Source organism: Burkholderia sp. Bp8994 (assembly GCF_003853805.1).
Taxonomy (GTDB): Bacteria; Pseudomonadota; Gammaproteobacteria; order Burkholderiales; family Burkholderiaceae; genus Burkholderia.
In genome coordinates, this window is sequence record NZ_QTQH01000031.1 from 40831 (window position 1) to 58199 (window position 17369).

A 17369-nucleotide genomic window follows, 5' to 3' on the forward strand; every position below is an offset into this window, starting at 1 on the left:
CCGGCGTGACGCATCACGCCGGCGACGTGCCGGGTCGCGGCATGAACCGGCACAGGCACAGCGGCACCACGACCAGCGCCGCACCGACGAGAAACGTGGCCGACGCGCCGAACCGCGCCCACAGCGCGCCGGCGATGCTGCTCGCGAGCAGCATGCAGATGCCGCTCACCAGGTTGAACACGCCGAACGCGGTCCCGCGCAACGTGGCCGGCGAGGTTTCCGACACCATCGCGGCGAGGATGCCCTGCGTGAAGCCCATGTGCAGCCCCCACACGGCCACGCCGGCGAACATCGAGAGCGTCGACGTGCCGATGCCGAGCAGCAGGTCGGCCGCGATCAGCAGCACCATGCCGGCCGCGAGCAGTACGCGGCGATCGAGCCGGTCCGACAAAATGCCGACCGGCCAGGCGGACGCCGAATAAGCGACGCTCATCGCGACCATCACGCCCGGAATCCACGCCGCATCGAGCCCAGTCTGCTGCGCACGCAGCACCAGGAATGCCTCGCTGAAGCGCGCGAGCGTAAACGTCGCGCCGGCCGCGACGACGAACCAGTAACCGCGGGGAAACTCGCGCAGCGCGTTCCAGCGCAACGGCGAGCGAAAGCGCCGGTCCGGTTTCGACTGCTCCGGCTCACGTACGCCGAAGACGATCAATGCGATCGCGACGAACGCCGGCACCACGGCGAACCACAGCACGGTCCGGATGCGGTCCTCGAACCAGAGCATCAGCACGATCGCGAGCATCGGCCCGAGAAACGCGCCCACGGTATCCATCGACTGACGCAGGCCGAAGCAGGCGCCGCGGATTTCGGGCGGTGCGACGTCGGCCACCAGCGCGTCGCGCGGCGCGCCGCGAATTCCCTTGCCGACGCGGTCGAGCAGACGGGCCGTCACGACCACGGCCGGCGTGGACGCCAGCGGAAACAATGGCTTGGTCAGCGCCGCGAGGCCATAGCCGATCAGCAGCAGCCCCTTGCGACGCCCGAGCCAGTCGCTGATCGCGCCGGAGAACACCTTGACGATCATCGCCGTCGCTTCGGCCGCCCCTTCGAGCACGCCGAGCGCGGCGACGCTCATGCCCATCGTCGACACCAGATAGATCGGCAACAGCGCATGGATCAGTTCGGACGACAGGTCCATGAAGAGGCTCACGAGACCCAGGGCCCACACGGTCCGCGGAATCGCAGGCTTGCCGGCAATCGGGGTTGGAGCGCTCATGATCGATCTGCATCAAGGTTGCGGGCGGTGCGACTTGCCACGGGGTTCCCTGTCCCGACAGGACAGGCGCGCCGCGGCGCGGGAACACGTCAGCGCCGGTAATCGGCACACCGCGCGGCAGGACTCGCGTGACGGTGCCGATTGCCGGCCGTCCGCCACCTCGACACGCGGCGCGGCCGCTGCCCGTTCCGTCAGGCCGCGCACGCCGGCAGTATCCGACCGCTTCGTGACACCGACCGTGACGAGATGCCACGGCCGCCGGAAGATTTCAGGATACAGCGCGCCATGCCAGACCGGCACGCGCGCCGCCCCGGCGGTCACCACCTCGTAGTCGGATCGACAGACTCGCAACACCGAACGGTTCGATGACCGTGCCGGATCAATCCCGACGAACCTCCCCGCGCGACGCGCCCCGCTGGCGCTTCACCCGCCGTCATTGCCTGGCCGCACGCCGTGCTCGTCCGGATCCGGCACGAACGCATCCTTCGGCGTCAGCAAACATCAGACAAAAACCAGAATCCCGGTTATCGCGCAACACTTGTTGACCCTTACTTCCTTTCAAATGATAATGCGTCGCGTTTCGAGATTACGAATCATTACACATGGCAGGTTGGGAAATGAAACACGTGTTGCACCCGGCGCGACGGGCCATTCTGGCCGCCATCGCATGCCAGCCGATCATGGTCGGCGCGGCCTTCGCACAGGAAAACGCAAGTGCGCCGACCGGCACGGCCACCGACGTGTTGCCGGCCGTATCGGTGAGCGCCAGCGCGCTCCGCGATCCGGGCGAAGGCTACAACCCGACGAACGCGGTCAGCGCCACCAGGATCGACGCGCCGCTGCGCGATATCCCGCAGACGGTGAACGTGGTCACGGCCGAAGTGATGCGCGACCAGCATGCGAACTCGCTGCAGGACGTGCTGAAGAACGTCGCGGGCGTCGGGTTCTCGACCGGCGACGGCCAGCGCGACCAGGTCACCATTCGCGGCTTCTCCGCGATTGCCGATCAGTTCGTCGACGGCATTCGCGACGATGCCCTGTATTTCCGGGATCTCTCGAACGTCGACCGGGTGGAAGTGGTCAAGGGCCCGGCTGCCGTTCTTTACGGCCGCGGATCGTCAGGTGGACTGATCAATCGCGTGACGAAAAAACCCGGGATCGACGTGACCAACTTCGGGATCAGCTACGGTTCGTGGGCCGATCGCCGAGTTGAAGCCGACGTCGGGCGCGTCCTCGCGAACGGCGCGGCCGCCTTCCGGATCACCGGGGCACACGAGGAAGCGAAGAGCTATCGCTCGCAACAGTTCCTGAATCGCACGGCGGTCGCGCCGTCGTTCGAGTTTCGCATCGCGCCGAAGACGACGGTCCTGCTGCAGGCGGACTACCTCGAAGATCGTCGCGTGACGGACTTCGGCATTCCGGCCTATCACGGACGACCGGTCGACGTGCCGGCATCCGCGTATTACGGCGCGGCGAACGCCGGCGACGTGGACTATACGCGATCGCGGGTCTATTCGAGTACCGCGACGATCAAGCACGAGTTCAACGACCAATGGTCGATCCGGAACGCCACCCGCTACTATCACTACTCGCTCGACCGGAACAACACGCTGGTCGGCAGCGTCAACGAGGCGGCCCGGACGTTCACGCTGAATCACGGCAACGTCTATCGCGAGGAACACGGCTGGTTCAACCAGACCGATCTCACGCAGAAGGCCACGCTGTACGGCATGAAGCACGAGTTGCTGTACGGGATGGAATTCGGCCAGCAGAACAAGGATCTCGTCAGCTACTCGGCGCCCGTCACCGGCGCGAACGGCAAGCCGATGAATTTCGACCTGTTCGCGCCCGCCCTTCCGACGCTGCCGCTGCACACGTCGACCACGCCGACGGCCAACAACCTCGGCATCTTCAAGACCCTCGGGTTCTACACGCAGGACCTGATCAGCTTCAACGAGCAGTGGAAGGCGCTGCTCGGCATCCGCTACGATCGCTTCGAGCAGGAGACGCTCGACCGCCGTCCGAAGCAGCCGGGCCTGTCGCGCACCGATACGGCGTGGAGCCCGCGCGTGGGTCTCGTCTGGCAGCCCACCCGAACGCAGTCGTACTACGTGTCGTGGAGCCGCTCGTTCCAGCCTTCCGGCGAAGCGTTCTCGCTGGCGGCCAACAATGCCGAACTCGCTCCGGAAACCACGACCAACACCGAGATCGGCGCGAAGTACGACTGGCTCGGCGGCAAGGCCACCACGACGATCTCGGTGTTCCGGCTCGACCGCAGCAACATCAAGGTCGCCAATGCAAGCAACACGGCGCTGATTCCGATCGGCGAGCAGCGGACCGACGGCGTGGAACTCAGCGGGGCTGCAGAACTCGGCCACGGCTGGCGCGTGCTCGCGGGCTATGCCTACCTCGATGCCACCGTCACCCAGTCGACGGCCGCGTTGCAGGGCAAGCGCGCCACCCTGACCCCGCGCCACTCCGGCAACCTGTGGCTCACCAAGAATCTCGGCAGCGGCTTCGGCGTTGGCGGCGGCCTGAACCTCGTCGGCGCGCGCATGGCCGATCCGCAGAACACGGTGACGCTGCCGGGTTACGTGACGGCCGACATGATGGCCTGGTATGCGCACGGGCCGATGTCGCTCCAGTTGAACCTCTACAACCTGTTCAACAAGGGCTACATCGTGTCGGCCCACGGCTCGAACCCGAACCTCAACATGCCGGGGGCGCCGCGCAGCGTCATGGCGACGTTGCGATACGAGATGTAGAAGCGGCGCAGTCCCGACGAGGCGTGCCGGGCGGATCGACGATCCGTCACCGACCGCCGCCTCGGCAATACCGGATCACGAGCGTCCTGATCCGCGTGACGGCACGCGGACGGCGTACATCGTCCGGCAAACGCGTTCGTCGGGCATGCACCGGCGTGGCGGGACCGGTTGATGCAAGCGACGCGGTCGGCACGCGCATCGCCCCGATCCTCCGTCCCGTCCGCCGCGCGTTCGATCTGCTGCGGCCGTACGCGCGACTTCGCGCATACCTCGACCTCAAGCCCGCGTCAGCTTCGCATGCCGCCGCGCGCGGTCGTTCACGATCTGATGGCGCCGGTGATCCGTCATCTTCTTCCAGTCGCGCGCTTCGTCGCGCGTTCGCAGGCATGCCACGCAATAGCCGGTGCGACCGTCGAACGAACACACGTCGACGCAAGGGGACTTGACCGCCATGCTCATCGCCCTCGCGTCGCGGGCACGACTTCGACGGTCACGTGCGACAGGTTCCTGAACCGCTGCAGCACGCCGTGATAGAAGCGCGCATCGCGCTTCGGATCGTCTGTCACCACCGACACGACCGCGCTCATGTGTCCCGGCCCGAGCCGCCACACATGCAGGTCGCCGACCCGGTCGCCCGTGCCTTCGATCGCACCGCGCACGTTGTCCGTCAGGCGGCGATCCGAATTCATGTCGAGCAGGATCCCGCCCGTATCGCGCATCAGGCCGTACGACCAGTTCGCGATCACCAGCGCGCCGATGATGCCGGCCAGCGGATCCATCCAGACCCAGCCGAACGCCCGCGCGAGCAGCAGCCCGACGATCGTCAGGACGGAGACGGCCGCGTCGGCGATCACGTGGATGTACGCGGAGCGCATGTTGTGATCGCGCGCCGCCGCCGCGGACGTGCCGTGGTCGTGCTCCTCGAACGCCAGTTCGTGCTCGCGGCCGTTCAGCCGGACGATCGCGTTGAATTCATGCGGCTCGGGAATGGCTTCGGTCGACTCCAGATAGCCGCCGCGACTTTGCATCGCGAACGCCTGACGGCTGCCGTCCGGGCGGATCGTCGTCACCGACACCGCGCTCGCATCGACGAGCTTCGTCTCGTGCGTCGCAGGCGCGACGCGGAACACCGGCGGGACGCCTTCCTCGAACACCGACACGACGAATACGCCCTGCCGATCGAAGATCTGGCGCGCTTCCGCTTCGTGGTCGTGCGCGTGATCGTCGTGATCGTCATGACCATGCCCGTGATGATGCCCGTGATGATGACCATGACCGTGGCCATGATGGTCGCCGCTCAGCAGCCACACGCTCGCGATGTTGACGAGCAAGCCGGCAACCGCGATCGGAATCGCCTCGCCGAAATGAATCGGGACCGGTGCGAGCAGGCGTGCGACCGCCTCGTACCCGATCAGCAGCGCGATCATCGCGAGCACGATCGCGCTCGTGAAACCCGCGAGATCGCCGAGCTTGCCCGTGCCGAACACGAAGCGCGGGTCGCGCGCATGCTTGCGCGCATAGGTATAGGCGAGCGCGGCGATCAGCATCGCGCCCGCGTGCGTCGACATGTGCAGGCCGTCCGCGATCAGTGCCAGCGAACCGAACAGTGACCCGCCGACGATCTCCGCCACCATCATCGCCGCGCACAGCGCGATGACCATCCAGGTCCGGCGTTCGTTCTGCTCGTGCGCGGCGCCGAGAAAGATGTGGTCGTGCCCTGCGCCGAATGCGTCGTTGCTGAAGCTGTTCATTCCGCCTCCGGTTACTTGAAGTAGCTGTGCACGACTTCGATCAGCTGTTCGGTCGCGCTGCCTTCGTCGTCGTGACCTTCGGCGTCGACCAGATGGCTGCGGATGTGATCCTCGAGCACGACCGCGAGCAGGCCGTTCATTGCGCCGCGACCGCTCGTGATGAGGCGGAGGATTTCGTTGCAACCGCGCTCGTCCTCGAGCGCGCGTTCGATCGCTTCGACCTGCCCTTTGATCCGGCGGACACGGTTCAGCAGCTTCTGCTTTTCCTGGATGGTGTGGCTCATGGTGGTCCCTTCATATACCGGGGGGGACTATATATCAAATCGCGTTTCCATATAGGGGGAGGGGGTATTTTCCCGGAAAAACCAGACGAATGACGCGCGCCTCGCAGGCCGCCCGGCCGCCAGTCACCGCAGCAGCCGCCAAAGTTAACTTGTAGAACTCGTAACGCATGAGTAGCATTTGCTACATGAATCCACTTACGACATGGTCGCTCCTCGTGCTGACCCTTCCCACGCAGAACGCGACGGCTCGCATGCGGTTCTGGCGCGCGCTCAAGGCAAAAGGCTGCGCGGTGCTGCGCGACGGCGTCTACCTGCTGCCCCAGTCGGAAGCGCATGAACGGATGCTGGGCGAGCTCGCGGACGCGATTGCCGACAGCGGCGGCAGCGCTCACCTGTTGCGCGCGCCGAGTCTCGATGCGTCGCAGGAGCGGGAATTCCGCGCGCTCTTCGATCGCGGGGAAGACGACGCCGCCTTTATCCAGGCCCTTGCGGACGCCCGCAAGACCCTCGCCGGACAGTCGGCCTCCGAACTGACGCGCTTGCTGCGCCGCATGCGCAAGGATTTCGACGCCATCCGTGCGATCGACTATTTCCCGGGCGACTCGGCCACCCGCGCCGAAGTCGCGCTGCAGGATTTCGTCGCGCTGGTCGACACCGTGCTGTCGCCGGGCGAACCGCACGCCGCGGACCGCGCGATCCGGCCGCTGGCGATCGGCGAATTTCTGGGCCGCACCTGGGCGACGCGGCAGCGGATGTGGGTCGATCGCGTCGCCAGTGCCTGGCTGATCCGCCGCTTCATCGACGCACGCGCCCGCTTCGTCTGGCTCGCGTCGCCGGCGGATTGCCCGGCCGACGCGCTGGGCTTCGATTTCGACGGCGCGACGTTTACGCATGTCGGCGAGCGCGTGACGTTCGAGGTGCTGCTGGCGAGTTTCGGGCTCGACAACGACCCCGCGCTGATGCGGCTCGGCGACATCGTGCATGCGCTCGACGTGGGCGGCCCCGCGGCGCCCGAAGCGATCGGCTTCGAGGCCGTGATGGCCGGCACGCGCCAGCAGGCAGAGAACGACGACCGGTTGCTCGAGCAGATGGGCGCCGTGCTCGACGCCCTGTACGCACACTTCACGTCGAACGGCAAAAACCAAACCGCGGCCAGATCATGACCACCTCCATCGCCACCACCGAACCGACCTACACACTTGGCCAGCTGGTCGCCTACATGCTGCGTCTCGGCACGTTCGGCTTCGGCGGGCCGGTCGCGCTCGCAGGCTACATGCGTCGCGACCTGGTCGAGCGTCGCGGCTGGATCACGGAAGCCGACTACAAGGAAGGGCTCACGCTGGCCCAGCTCGCACCGGGGCCGATGGCGGCCCAGCTCGCGATCTATCTGGGCTTCGTGCACTACCGCCTGCTCGGTGCGACGCTCGTCGGCTTCGCGTTCGTGCTGCCGTCGTTCCTGATGGTGGTTGCGCTCGGCTTCGCGTACTCACATTTCGGCGGGCTGTCCTGGATGCAGGCCGTCTTCTACGGCGTCGGCGCCGCGGTGGTCGGCATCATCGCGATGAGCGCCTACAAGCTCACGACGAAAACCGTCGGCCACGACAAGCTGCTCTGGGCGATCTTCGTCACGCTTGCCGCCGTGACCTTCATCACGGAATCGGAAATCGCGTGGCTGTTCGTGGTCGCGGGCCTGATCGGCTGGCTGTGGCGTGCGCCGCCCAAGTGGCTGCAGCGCGGCGGGCTGAACGCGGTTGCCGCCGCCAACCTGCCGGCAGCCAGCGGCATATTGAGCGGCATCGACCTGCCGCAGCTCGTTCAGATCGGCGCGTTCTTCATGAAGGCCGGCGCGTTCGTGTTCGGCTCCGGGCTGGCGATCGTGCCGTTCCTTTATGGCGGCGTCGTCACCGAACATCACTGGCTGAACGACAAGCAGTTCGTGGATGCCGTGGCGGTCGCGATGATCACGCCCGGCCCGGTCGTGATCACGGTCGGCTTCATCGGGTATCTCGTGGCGGGCTTCCCGGGCGCACTCGTCGCCGCACTCGGCACGTTCCTGCCTTGCTATCTGTTCACGGTCATCCCCGCACCTTACGTGAAGAAGTACGGGCACCGTCCGGGCGTCAAGGCGTTCGTCGACGGCATCACCGCCGCAGCCGTCGGGGCGATCACCGGCTCCGTCCTCGTCATCGCGAAACGCTCGATCGTCGACCTGCCGACCGCGCTGCTCGCGGTCGCGACCGTGCTGCTGTTGTGGCGTTTCAAGAAGTTGCAGGAGCCGGTCGTCGTCACGGCTGCCGCGCTCGTCGGGCTCGTGGCCTACCCGCTGCTCCATCATTGAGCCGCATTGCCGGGAGGCGGCCGTGACGCATCGGACGACGTTCGTCCGCCATACAGGAGGCGTGCCGTGAAATGGATTACGCGCGAACGGCCGAAGGTCGACCGCATCGCATGTCCGTGGCTGATTGCGCGGTTCATCGACGATGCGCCGGAATTTCTCTACGTCCCGGGTCCGGACGTCCTGCGACTGGCGGACGAAACGGGCGCGGTGCCCTATGACGTGCCGGGCGTCGAGCTGGGCCATCATGGTGAACGCTGCAGCTTCGATGCGTTTCTCGACCGCTACCGGCTCGACGCCCCGGCGCTGCTCAAGCTCGCCGCGATCGTGCGCGGCGCCGATACCGGACGGCTCGATCTCGCGCCGGAATCGGCCGGGCTGTACGCGATCTCGATCGGCCTGTCCGGACACTTCGCCGACGATCACGAGCAACTGCGGCACGGCATGGTGATGTACGACGCGCTCTACGCGTGGTGCCGGCGTGATGCACGTCCCTAGCAGCCGCCGCGCGTCGACGCTCGCCAGCCGGATGCTGCCGGCGGGCGCGGACGAGGCCGCATGGCTCATCCTCGCCAGCCGCGGCATGCGCGGTTTCTGCGATGGATTCATTGCCGTGCTGCTGCCCGCGTATCTGCTGTCGCTCGGGCTGTCGCAACTGGATGTCGGCCTGATCGGTACCACGACGTTGACGGGTTCCGCCATCGCGACGATCGCGGTCGGCATGCTCGCGAGCCGCTTCACGCAGCGCCGCATGCTGACGCTCGCGGCGGCATTGATGGCGGCGACGGGCATCGGCTTCGCGAGCGTCTCCACATTGTGGCCGCTGTTCGTCATCGCCTTCGCCGGCACGCTCAATCCGAGTTCCGGCGACGTCAGCCTGTTTCTGCCGCTCGAACAGTCGCGCCTGGCGCAAGCCGCCGACGGCGACGCTCGCACGGCGCTGTTCGCCCGCTACAGCCTCGTCGGCGCCGTATCGGCAGCGCTCGGATCCCTCGCGGCCGGCCTGCCGATCGCGGTTGCGTCACATACCGGAATCTCGACGCTGGGCGCGATGCGCGGCATGTTTCTGGTCTATGCGGCCACGGGTGTCGTCGTCTGCATGCTGTATCGGCGGCTGCCGCGCCAGGCAGTTCGCGCGGCGCAGGCAGCGCCGCCGCTCGGCCCGTCACGCCCGATCGTCGTGCGGCTGGCGATGCTGTTCAGCGTCGACGCATTCGCGGGCGGTCTCGTCGTCAACTCGCTGCTGTCGCTGTGGTTGATGCAGCGCTTCGGGCTCTCGATCGCCGCGGCCGGCCAGTTCTTCTTCTGGGCGGGCCTGCTCTCGGCCGGCTCGCAGCTCGCGGCCGCGCCGCTGTCGCGCAGGATCGGCCTGCTGAACACGATGGTGTTCACGCATATTCCGTCGAGCGTCTGCCTGATCGGCGCCGCGCTCGCGCCGTCGTTGCCGCTGACGTTGACACTGTTGCTGATGCGAAGCGCGCTGTCGCAAATGGATGTCCCGACCCGAACCGCCTATGTGATGGCGGTCGTCACGCCAGCGGAGCGACCGGCAGCGGCCAGCTTTACATCCGTCCCGCGCAGCCTCGCGGCCGCTGTCGCGCCGACCTTGGCCGGCGGCCTGTTCGGCCTCGGCTGGCTCGGTGCGCCGCTGGTCGCATGCGGCGCGCTGAAGATCGCGTACGACCTTTCGCTGCTCGCAGCGTTTCGCCACGTCGAACCGGACGACGGCCGGGCACGGTAATCGCGGCCACGGCCGAACAGCGAACGAGCGGGGAACCATGCAAAGCGATGCCGCCGCGCCAATGTGGTGGCGGCCGTCGCGGGAGGCAATCATGAAGGATCCTGGACGCTGGCGCTACGGCCTGCCGCTGCTCGTCGCGCTATTAGGCGGGCTCGGCACGTCGGGCCTGCCGATTCACCGGGTCTTCGCCGCGGGCGAAGGCGCCTCGACCGGCGCCCTGCCGCTGAAGCATGTCGCGGACATCGCGTTGCCGGGCCGCGCGACACGACTCGACTACGCAAGCCTGGACCCGAGCCGCAACCTGCTCTTCATCGCTCACCTCGGCGACGGCGAAGTGATCGTTTTCGATACGCATGCATCGCGCGTGACCGCCCGGATCGCGGACGTATCGTCGGTACATGGCGTGCTTGCCGTGCCGGCGCTGTCGCGCATCTACGCGTCTGCGACCGGCTCCGACGAGATCGTCGCGATCGACGCCGCGACGCTGAAAATCGTCGCGCGCATGCCGGGCGGGCATTATCCCGACGGCATGGCCTATGCGGCCGACCTGCACAAGCTGTACGTATCCGATGAATACGGAAAAACGGAGACGGTCATCGATGTCCGCAGCAACCGGCGCGTCGCGACGATCCCGCTCGACGGCGAGGCCGGCAACACGCAGTACGACCCGGTTTCCCGACACATCTTCGTGAACGTTCAGACGCGGCGCCAGCTCGTCGAAATCGATCCGGCGACGGACCGTGTCGTCGACCGGTTCGACTTGCCGGGTGCGAAAGGCAATCACGGGTTGCTGATCGAGCCGCGCGCCGGCCTCGCCTTCATCGCGTGCGAGGACAACGACGCGCTCCTCGTCTTCGATATGCGCGCACGGCACGTCGTCCGGGCATTCGACATCGGCGGCGGCCCGGATGTGCTCGCGTTCGATTCGGCGTCGGACGTGCTGTATGTTGCCGGTGAAGCCGGCATCGTTTCGATGTTCAGCGTCCGGGGCCGGAACGTTGCCAAGATCGGCGAAGGCCGGCTCGGGCCGAACGCGCACGTCGTCGCTGTCGATCCGGGCACGCATCGCTCGTATTTCCCGCTGAAGGATGTCGGCGGCCGGCCGGTGCTGCGCGTGATGGAAGCCGGGAGCGTGGCAAAACAGGCCGGCACGGTGCCGCCGGGTGCAGGAACGTAACGGGCGAGCATGATCGGCGGCATCCGTCGTCACGCAGTATCTCGTCCGGTTCGATTTGACACGATCGGCAGCCTGTCGGTTGTCGGCGCCGCCGCCGCGCGTCAGGCCGAACCGATTCTCGCCGGCACGCCGCCCACGATCCGGTCGCGGCGTTCTCCGTCGAACGAAAACACGTCGCGCTCGGCCAGGTCGATCGTTGCCCGCCGACGGGACGACGAATCGCCCCGCCGGCCATGCGCTCGCCGGACGCATTCACCCGGCTGCCTGTTACCGGTCGTACTCGAAGGCCTCGGTGAAGAGCGTGTCGACCGGATCGGACCAGCTCAAGTTCACGAACGAGAAGTCCGCGCTGCCCGTCCAGCCGGCCACCGACGGGAACGCGACGCCCTGGTCGCCCGGCACGTTGAGCGTGACCGAGGCGCCCGGCTGGACCGGCGACGCCGATGCCGAACCGTTGACGAACGTCGCCGCCGGCTGCCCGGCCGCGGTTGCGCGAATCTGCACGTTGCCGCGTTTGACGAACGGCAGACCCGATTTCGACGTCCAGCCCAGCGGGAAGGTCGCGCCGCCCGCGAACGTGTTGGCGGAGCCCGGCGTCAGCTTGTCGCGCGTGGACTGCGCCAGATCGTGCCACGCGTACTGGCGCAGCGCGTCGGGCGACGGCGACGGCGTACGCAGCCGGACCGTGTAGTGCCGGGCCGGCGTCGACGTGTTGCCGTTCTGGTAGATGTCGATCGTATAGGCGCTGAACGGCTTGATGTCGGCCAGCTCCGCGGTGCTCAGTTGCGGCTTCGCCCATGCGGTATTGTTGCGCGGCGCGTCGCCGGGCCACGTGAACAGGCCCTGGTTGGCCGGGTCCTGCGCGACGCCGGCCAGACGGAAGTTGTTGCGGCACTGCGGGTTCTTCGCCAGTGCGGCGAGTTGCGCCGGCGTCTGCCCGCTTGCGATCTGCGCGCGGATGTTCAGCGTGTCGCAGGTCCCGCTCGACGGCTGGAGAAACACGCCGTTGCGCAAGCCGGGGCCGTTGACGATCGCGAAGTCCACCGCGGTGCCGGCCGCGTCGACGGCACCCACCTGCAGGTTGAGCGAATCGACGAACGCGTTGGTCCCCGTCGACGGATTGGCCGGATTCAGCCAGTCCCACTTCTGTGCGTTCGCATTGACCTTGCTCAGCACCGCGCGCTGATTGCCGACCACGCGCCAGCCGGTATCGCCGTTCGCGAGACTGCCCGCCCGCACCGCGAGCTGTACATGCTGCTGCATGCCGTCGCGAATCCCGTCGCTGCGCGTCCACGCGAGCTTGACCCACATCGTGTCGCTGGCAACGACGCGGATGACTTCCGGCAAGCTGAAGCTCGCGTTGTTCATCGCATCGTCGGCCACGATGCCCGGCGTGCCGCCTGCCGGCGCGCCGAACTCCTGGTCGACCGACATCCCGTTGTTGAGGTACGCGGAAGGCACGCCTGCATTCAGTGCGCCGGACGCGACGTCGTCGACGAAGATCCGGCCGCATGCCGATACGCTGCCGCCCGTGCGCGCAGCGCCGGTCGAACCGGCGAAGCACTGGTTGAGCGCGCTCTGCAATGCCGCCAGATCGCTGGCGCTCGGCAGGTTCGACACCACCGCGCCATTGATGGTCGCGGCGGCCGGCAGGCTGGCCTTGTCGCTCGCCTGCGGCGCGACGCCGGGCGCGAGCTGAAGCTGCACCGGCGTATCGCTGGACGCGCCCGCCACCGAGCTGATCTGGACGCCGCCATCCGGCAGGACGTTGATCTTGATCTGGTCGAGCAGCCGGTCGAGACCCGGCGCGCCCGCCGTCAACGGGCCGGAAATCAGGTCGACGCCCGCATTGCCGGTGGCGGCCAGCAGGTCGGCCAGCGCCGACGAATAGGCTTGCACCGTGCTGGCGACGGCCTGGGCCGTGACCTTGCTTTGCAGCAAACCGGTATCGGCCAGCAGCTTGGTCGGGTTGTCGCCGACGATCGTGGCGGCAATCGCGTTCGTGATCGGCGTGATGTTGATCGTCTGCGTGCCGGCCGTGGCGCTGAGTGCGATCAGCGTGGCCTGCGAGTCGGCGACGTTGCCGTATGCGGACAACGCGAAAGGCGCGGTCAGGCCGGTCACCGTGCATTGAAACGCGCCGGTCGACGCATCGGCCGGGCAGTCGACCGCTTTGCCGGTCGCATCGACCAGTTTCACGGTGGCGGCCTGCATCGCGGCGCCGGCGGCCGCGACCCCGCTGACCGTCTGCGCGGCGGGCGGTGCGGGTGGCGAGGAGGAATCGCTGCCGCCGCCACAAGCCGACAGGACAAGCACTGCAATACCGGATACGACAGGTGTGAGTTTCATTGCGTTTCCCCCGAGCCCCTTCTGGTTGATGCGTGTCACATACATTGCCCGTGCACGCTGAATGGCGAGGATTCTCGCAAAGACGATTTGCTCGATCATCATTCAGGTGAATGAAAATCGGGAAATAACAGGGCATGAAATGCAAATAACCTGTGTTAGCCTGAAAAAAATTCGGTATTCGAAGCAATATCGTCAGACAAAATCAGAATACGAAGATCGCGAAGCGACGGGGTGAACACATGCAACGAGACCAACTCATCGGGGACCTCTATGAGGCCGCGCTGCATCCGGACGGTTTTCTGGAAGTTTTTCACCGGGTATCCGAATCGCTCGGCGCAGACGTATTTCACATGTTCAGTTGGGACGTCGCGCGCAATGCCCCGAAATTCTCGATCTATTCGCCGCGCGCGGAATTCGACGAGATCATCGCGCTCTACGATCAGTATTACGGCGCGCTCGATCCGCGCCGCGGCTTCGTCGAGAACGCACCGCTCGGCGAATTCGTTTGTTGTCAGGATCACCTGACCGAGCGCGACGTCGAACGCAGCGAGTTCTTCCAGGACTATCAGATTCCGTCTGGATTTCGCTACCTGATGGGGATTCGCTTCGCGCGCCCCGGCAGCGACAACATTCTGCTCGGGTTACTGCGCGCGCACGGCCGCACACCCTATTCTTCAGAAGAACGCGCGACCCTGACCGGTATGGCCGGGCATCTGCAGCGCTCGATCAACCTGTGGCAAGACGCGCGAGTGCTGCATCGCGACGCCACGCTCGGCGCCGAACTGATGGAGGAGCTGGGCCTCGCCGTCTTTGCGCTCGACCGGCACGCGCGCGTCCAGTTCGTCAACCAGGCGGCCGAGTCGATGCTGCGCGCCACCACCTGCCTCAAGCTCGAGAACGGGCACCTGAGCGCGACGAGCGCGCCCCAGAACGAGGCACTCAAGGCGGCGCTGGCGCGCGTCGCGAAGACCCGCAAGAGCGAGAGTCTTGCCCTGTCCGGCACGTTGGCCGCGGCGCACGAGATTTTTCTCGGCATCGCGGCATTGTCCGGACAGGCGCTCCATGCCACGTTCGGCGATGCGACGATACTGATCACGGTCAGGCGACGCAGCGGCGCCCCGCTCGTCGTCGCACAACAGCTGCGGCAATCGTTCGGCTTGTCGAGCGCCGAAGCCGCGGTCGCGGAAGCGTTGATCAGCGGCAAGACGCCCGACGAATGTGCGGCGAGCGCCGGCGTGTCGCTTGCGACGGTTCGCAGCCAGTTGCGTGCGATCTATGAAAAGACCCACTCGCGGAATCAGGCTGAAGCGGTCGGTCGGATGCTGTGGGTCCTACCGCAACACAAGCGCACGGATTGATACCTCGAAAACAGCGAGCGGGGCAGCGGTCAAAACGCCTTTGCATTTTTTAAGCTTGCCGGTGGAGGACATCCGCGTTCCTCGAGCAGGATCTTGGCTGAACCCGATGAGAATTCGTCGGAACTCGGTGGTGCTGCTCAATCATTGGCGGCTATACGATGGACGCGATACTTCCTCGTCCCATGCAATTTGCATGGTTCGTTAGCCCCGGCAAGTTTCACGGCCATTGTCGGGGCCTTTTTTGATTTCAGTTCCTGTCCCATTCGCTCGCCGACGCGGCCATGCCGACCTCTGATCGGCTGTCGCGACGCGCGACGGCGAGATGGCTGGTGTGCACACTCGCTGCACACATGCCGGCCATATTCCCGGTGTTTTCAGGGCTGCTCCAATTGCCCCAATGGCGTCCGCTCCAGCAGGACGACGAACAGATGAGCGCTCGGCCACGGCCAGCACGGCGGCCGGGGTGATTTGGTATGGGAGGTATCCGGAATTTCGTGTGTGAGGCGGGTTAAAACTCAGACTCCGATGCTGAGTCGTTCCGGGCAAAGCAATGCAAGCTGCGGCATCACGCTTCTCCAGGCGTGCCGGGAGCCTGTCCACTTGGCAACGACGTTGCGCAAGGCCAACCGGATCGGCACGAGCGCGTGCCGACATTTGCGCCTGCGGCGGATCCAGGCGTGGTGCGCGAGGCTGAGGGGGCGGACAGCACGTCTGGCGCACGGCTGGATCGGCCCGCGACTCACCATCGAACCGATGGAGCGCTGGCGGCGCCATGGCATGGCGTCGAACGGACCGTGAAATTTCACCTCGTCAATGCAATGCGCAAATTGAATTCGGCCAACAAGACCGAGGCCGCGGTCAAGGCGGCAATGCTGGGGCTCTTGTTCTGACGTCATTTGCTTCGTCGCTCGCTCGCTGAATAGCGAAGCAGCGCGTTGGTCCTGCTCACTGGGGCAAGGCGCGTCACAACCGGTAGCCGACGCCAGGCGTTCGAGAATGTCGAGACCCTTGTCTAGCGCGCGAGCGCGATAGCAGTCGATAGCATCGATCGAATCCGGCAAGTCGCAGCCCGATAGCAGGCTGCGGGTCGTTTGCGTCATCGGGCGAGTACTGAAATTTCCGTCGATCGACTCAGCGAGCCGACAGTGTGACCGCAATCTCGGCGGTCAGCGTTTCAGCGCCCGAGTTCGACTGGATGCAGGTGACCGGCGCGGCGCCGCAAGCGTCGATGCCAGTCGCCAGTTTCACGTAGTGTTCGTCGGGACAGAGATTGTTCGCCGGATCGAAGCCGATCCAACCGAGATGGTCGACGTAGACTTCAGCCCACGCATGATCGATTGCCTGGATTCCGTCGTCGCCTATCAGATAGCCGGAAGTGAAGCGCGCGGGAATGCCGAGCCGACGCGCCACCGCGATGAATACATGAGCATGATCGCGACAGGTCCCGTGGGAACTGATCCACGCAGCTTCTGCATCGGTGGCGTCGTCGCAATTCTCCGGCCCGGGTGCGAGACGATCGTGCACGATGTCCATCAACTCGTGTAGTTGCAGAAGACGGTTTTGCGTGCTCTTCAGGGCGGAGGCAAGCTCCATCAGCGAGTCTCCGGGACGCGTGAGAGGCGACTCGCGCAGGAACAGCCACGGATTCGTACGATCGTCTGCAGTGCCGATCACACCATCCTTGTTGTGCGTCGTCACTTCGCCGCGTGAAACGATGACGATCTCCTTGTGATCGTTTGAGTGACACACAAGGTCGACATGGTTGCCAAATCCGTCGATGTACGACAATGCCGGCTGCATGTCGTTTGCAAGCAATTCCCAGTGCCCGACCGTCTGACCGGGATTCGACGACGGTCGCAGTCGAAGGCGCCGCAATGCCAGCTGCAACGGCTCGTCGACGGTATAACGCAGGGTATGGGTGATCCCGATATGCATTGCAGTGCTCAATCGAAGTTGTAGGCCTGGGCGATTTCGAGCCCCAGTCGCTGGTTGCGCCGAATGAAGCCGGTCAGGAACTCGTGCAGGCCGTTCTTGAAGACTCGTTCGATCGTACTGTCGGAAAGCATCGTGAGCGTCTGTGCGGCGGTGCCGTGGCACGCGTGAGCGATGCCATGTTCTTTCACGAGCAAGTTGAGACTCGACATGACGCGTCCGTAGCAATAGCGCAGCGAGCGCGGCATGCGGCCGTTCAGGACCAGGTAGTCCGCGATGTTCAGCGGCTTGTACTGCACACCGTACACCCAGCGGTACGAGTTGTTCGCCTCGACCGACCGCAGGATCGATTCCCAGTGGTTGGTATCGAGGATCGTGCCTACGTGCGACACCGACGGCAGCAGCAGGTGGTATTTCACGTCGAGGATCCGCGCGGTGTTGTCGGCCCGCTCGACGAA

Annotated in this window: 15 protein-coding genes and 1 pseudogene; 8 read left to right on the top strand and 8 right to left on the bottom strand. The window is 65.8% G+C overall.

Annotated elements, in window-relative coordinates:
• Positions 1-13: 13 nt before the first annotated feature.
• The gene (locus DIE04_RS27580) at positions 14-1219 is read right to left on the bottom strand and encodes an MFS transporter (protein WP_124520988.1); all 1206 of its coding nucleotides are present in this window, start codon (positions 1217-1219) and stop codon (positions 14-16) included.
• Between the two features lie 617 nt (positions 1220-1836).
• Between DIE04_RS27580 and DIE04_RS27585 the strand changes: the two genes are divergently transcribed.
• Positions 1837-3984, top strand: coding sequence for a TonB-dependent siderophore receptor (locus tag DIE04_RS27585; protein WP_185500434.1), 2148 nt, complete (start codon positions 1837-1839; stop codon positions 3982-3984).
• Positions 3985-4260: 276 nt separating this feature from the next.
• On the opposite strand, the gene DIE04_RS27590 is transcribed toward DIE04_RS27585, so the two are convergent.
• The 3 genes from DIE04_RS27590 to DIE04_RS27600 are packed head-to-tail and all read right to left on the bottom strand — an operon-like array spanning position 4261 to position 6019.
• Positions 4261-4437, bottom strand: coding sequence for a DUF1289 domain-containing protein (locus DIE04_RS27590; RefSeq protein ID WP_185500436.1), 177 nt, complete (start codon positions 4435-4437; stop codon positions 4261-4263).
• A gap of 2 nt (positions 4438-4439) precedes the next feature.
• On the bottom strand, positions 4440-5735 hold the full coding sequence (gene dmeF, locus DIE04_RS27595; protein ID WP_124520990.1) for a CDF family Co(II)/Ni(II) efflux transporter DmeF: 1296 nt from the start codon (positions 5733-5735) through the stop codon (positions 4440-4442).
• An 11-nt stretch (positions 5736-5746) separates the two neighbouring features.
• Complete coding sequence (locus DIE04_RS27600) at positions 5747-6019, bottom strand: metal/formaldehyde-sensitive transcriptional repressor (protein ID WP_044847515.1); 273 nt, start codon at positions 6017-6019, stop codon at positions 5747-5749.
• A 185-nt stretch (positions 6020-6204) separates the two neighbouring features.
• Here DIE04_RS27600 and DIE04_RS27605 point away from each other — a divergent pair, with 185 nt between their 5' ends.
• The 5 genes from DIE04_RS27605 to DIE04_RS27625 all read left to right on the top strand — a co-directional run bounded on the left by DIE04_RS27605 (position 6205) and on the right by DIE04_RS27625 (position 11272).
• The gene (locus DIE04_RS27605) at positions 6205-7182 is read left to right on the top strand and encodes a chromate resistance protein ChrB domain-containing protein (protein WP_185500435.1); all 978 of its coding nucleotides are present in this window, start codon (positions 6205-6207) and stop codon (positions 7180-7182) included.
• A complete protein-coding gene (locus DIE04_RS27610; RefSeq protein ID WP_124520992.1) occupies positions 7179-8357 on the top strand; it encodes a chromate transporter in 1179 nt (392 codons plus the stop codon). The genes DIE04_RS27605 and DIE04_RS27610 overlap by 4 nt, the downstream gene beginning before the upstream one ends.
• Before the next feature lie 66 nt (positions 8358-8423).
• Complete coding sequence (locus DIE04_RS27615; RefSeq protein ID WP_044847518.1) at positions 8424-8852, top strand: chromate resistance protein ChrB domain-containing protein; 429 nt, start codon at positions 8424-8426, stop codon at positions 8850-8852.
• Positions 8839-10095 (top strand): MFS transporter, encoded by a 1257-nt coding sequence (locus DIE04_RS27620; RefSeq protein WP_124520993.1) that lies wholly within the window; start codon positions 8839-8841, stop codon positions 10093-10095. Before DIE04_RS27615 ends, DIE04_RS27620 begins: the two co-directional genes overlap by 14 nt.
• Positions 10096-10186: 91 nt before the next feature.
• Positions 10187-11272, top strand: a complete 1086-nt coding sequence (locus DIE04_RS27625; protein WP_124520995.1) for a YncE family protein — start codon at positions 10187-10189, stop codon at positions 11270-11272.
• Between the two features lie 267 nt (positions 11273-11539).
• On the opposite strand, the gene DIE04_RS27635 is transcribed toward DIE04_RS27625, so the two are convergent.
• Positions 11540-13621 (bottom strand): hypothetical protein, encoded by a 2082-nt coding sequence (locus DIE04_RS27635; protein WP_124487135.1) that lies wholly within the window; start codon positions 13619-13621, stop codon positions 11540-11542.
• A 239-nt stretch (positions 13622-13860) separates the two neighbouring features.
• Between DIE04_RS27635 and DIE04_RS27640 the strand changes: the two genes are divergently transcribed.
• Entirely contained in the window at positions 13861-14979 is a 1119-nt protein-coding gene (locus tag DIE04_RS27640; protein WP_124520996.1) for a helix-turn-helix transcriptional regulator, read from the top strand.
• Positions 14980-15494: 515 nt separating this feature from the next.
• Here the strand turns inward: DIE04_RS27640 and DIE04_RS27645 are convergent.
• A pseudogene (locus tag DIE04_RS27645) lies at positions 15495-15623 on the bottom strand (IS256 family transposase); the annotation flags it as partial.
• A 174-nt stretch (positions 15624-15797) separates the two neighbouring features.
• Between DIE04_RS27645 and DIE04_RS27650 the strand changes: the two are divergent.
• Positions 15798-15869 (top strand): hypothetical protein, encoded by a 72-nt coding sequence (locus DIE04_RS27650; RefSeq protein ID WP_409333463.1) that lies wholly within the window; start codon positions 15798-15800, stop codon positions 15867-15869.
• Between the two features lie 241 nt (positions 15870-16110).
• Here DIE04_RS27650 and DIE04_RS27655 read toward each other — a convergent pair whose 3' ends face one another.
• Entirely contained in the window at positions 16111-16914 is an 804-nt protein-coding gene (locus DIE04_RS27655) for a transglutaminase family protein (protein ID WP_124520997.1), read from the bottom strand.
• Positions 16915-16922: 8 nt separating this feature from the next.
• On the bottom strand, positions 16923-17369 hold a 447-nt coding region (locus DIE04_RS27660), incomplete at its 5' end, for an alpha-E domain-containing protein (RefSeq protein WP_148091654.1).

Coding starts and splice junctions, on each gene's coding strand:
- DIE04_RS27580 (WP_124520988.1), bottom strand. CDS start 1,219: ATGAGCGCTCCAACCCCGATTGCCGGCAAGCCTGCGATTCCGCGGACC.
- DIE04_RS27585 (WP_185500434.1), top strand. CDS start 1,837: ATGAAACACGTGTTGCACCCGGCGCGACGGGCCATTCTGGCCGCCATC.
- DIE04_RS27590 (WP_185500436.1), bottom strand. CDS start 4,437: ATGGCGGTCAAGTCCCCTTGCGTCGACGTGTGTTCGTTCGACGGTCGC.
- dmeF (WP_124520990.1), bottom strand. CDS start 5,735: ATGAACAGCTTCAGCAACGACGCATTCGGCGCAGGGCACGACCACATC.
- DIE04_RS27600 (WP_044847515.1), bottom strand. CDS start 6,019: ATGAGCCACACCATCCAGGAAAAGCAGAAGCTGCTGAACCGTGTCCGC.
- DIE04_RS27605 (WP_185500435.1), top strand. CDS start 6,205: ATGAATCCACTTACGACATGGTCGCTCCTCGTGCTGACCCTTCCCACG.
- DIE04_RS27610 (WP_124520992.1), top strand. CDS start 7,179: ATGACCACCTCCATCGCCACCACCGAACCGACCTACACACTTGGCCAG.
- DIE04_RS27620 (WP_124520993.1), top strand. CDS start 8,839: ATGCACGTCCCTAGCAGCCGCCGCGCGTCGACGCTCGCCAGCCGGATG.
- DIE04_RS27625 (WP_124520995.1), top strand. CDS start 10,187: ATGAAGGATCCTGGACGCTGGCGCTACGGCCTGCCGCTGCTCGTCGCG.
- DIE04_RS27635 (WP_124487135.1), bottom strand. CDS start 13,621: ATGAAACTCACACCTGTCGTATCCGGTATTGCAGTGCTTGTCCTGTCG.
- DIE04_RS27640 (WP_124520996.1), top strand. CDS start 13,861: ATGCAACGAGACCAACTCATCGGGGACCTCTATGAGGCCGCGCTGCAT.
- DIE04_RS27655 (WP_124520997.1), bottom strand. CDS start 16,914: ATGCATATCGGGATCACCCATACCCTGCGTTATACCGTCGACGAGCCG.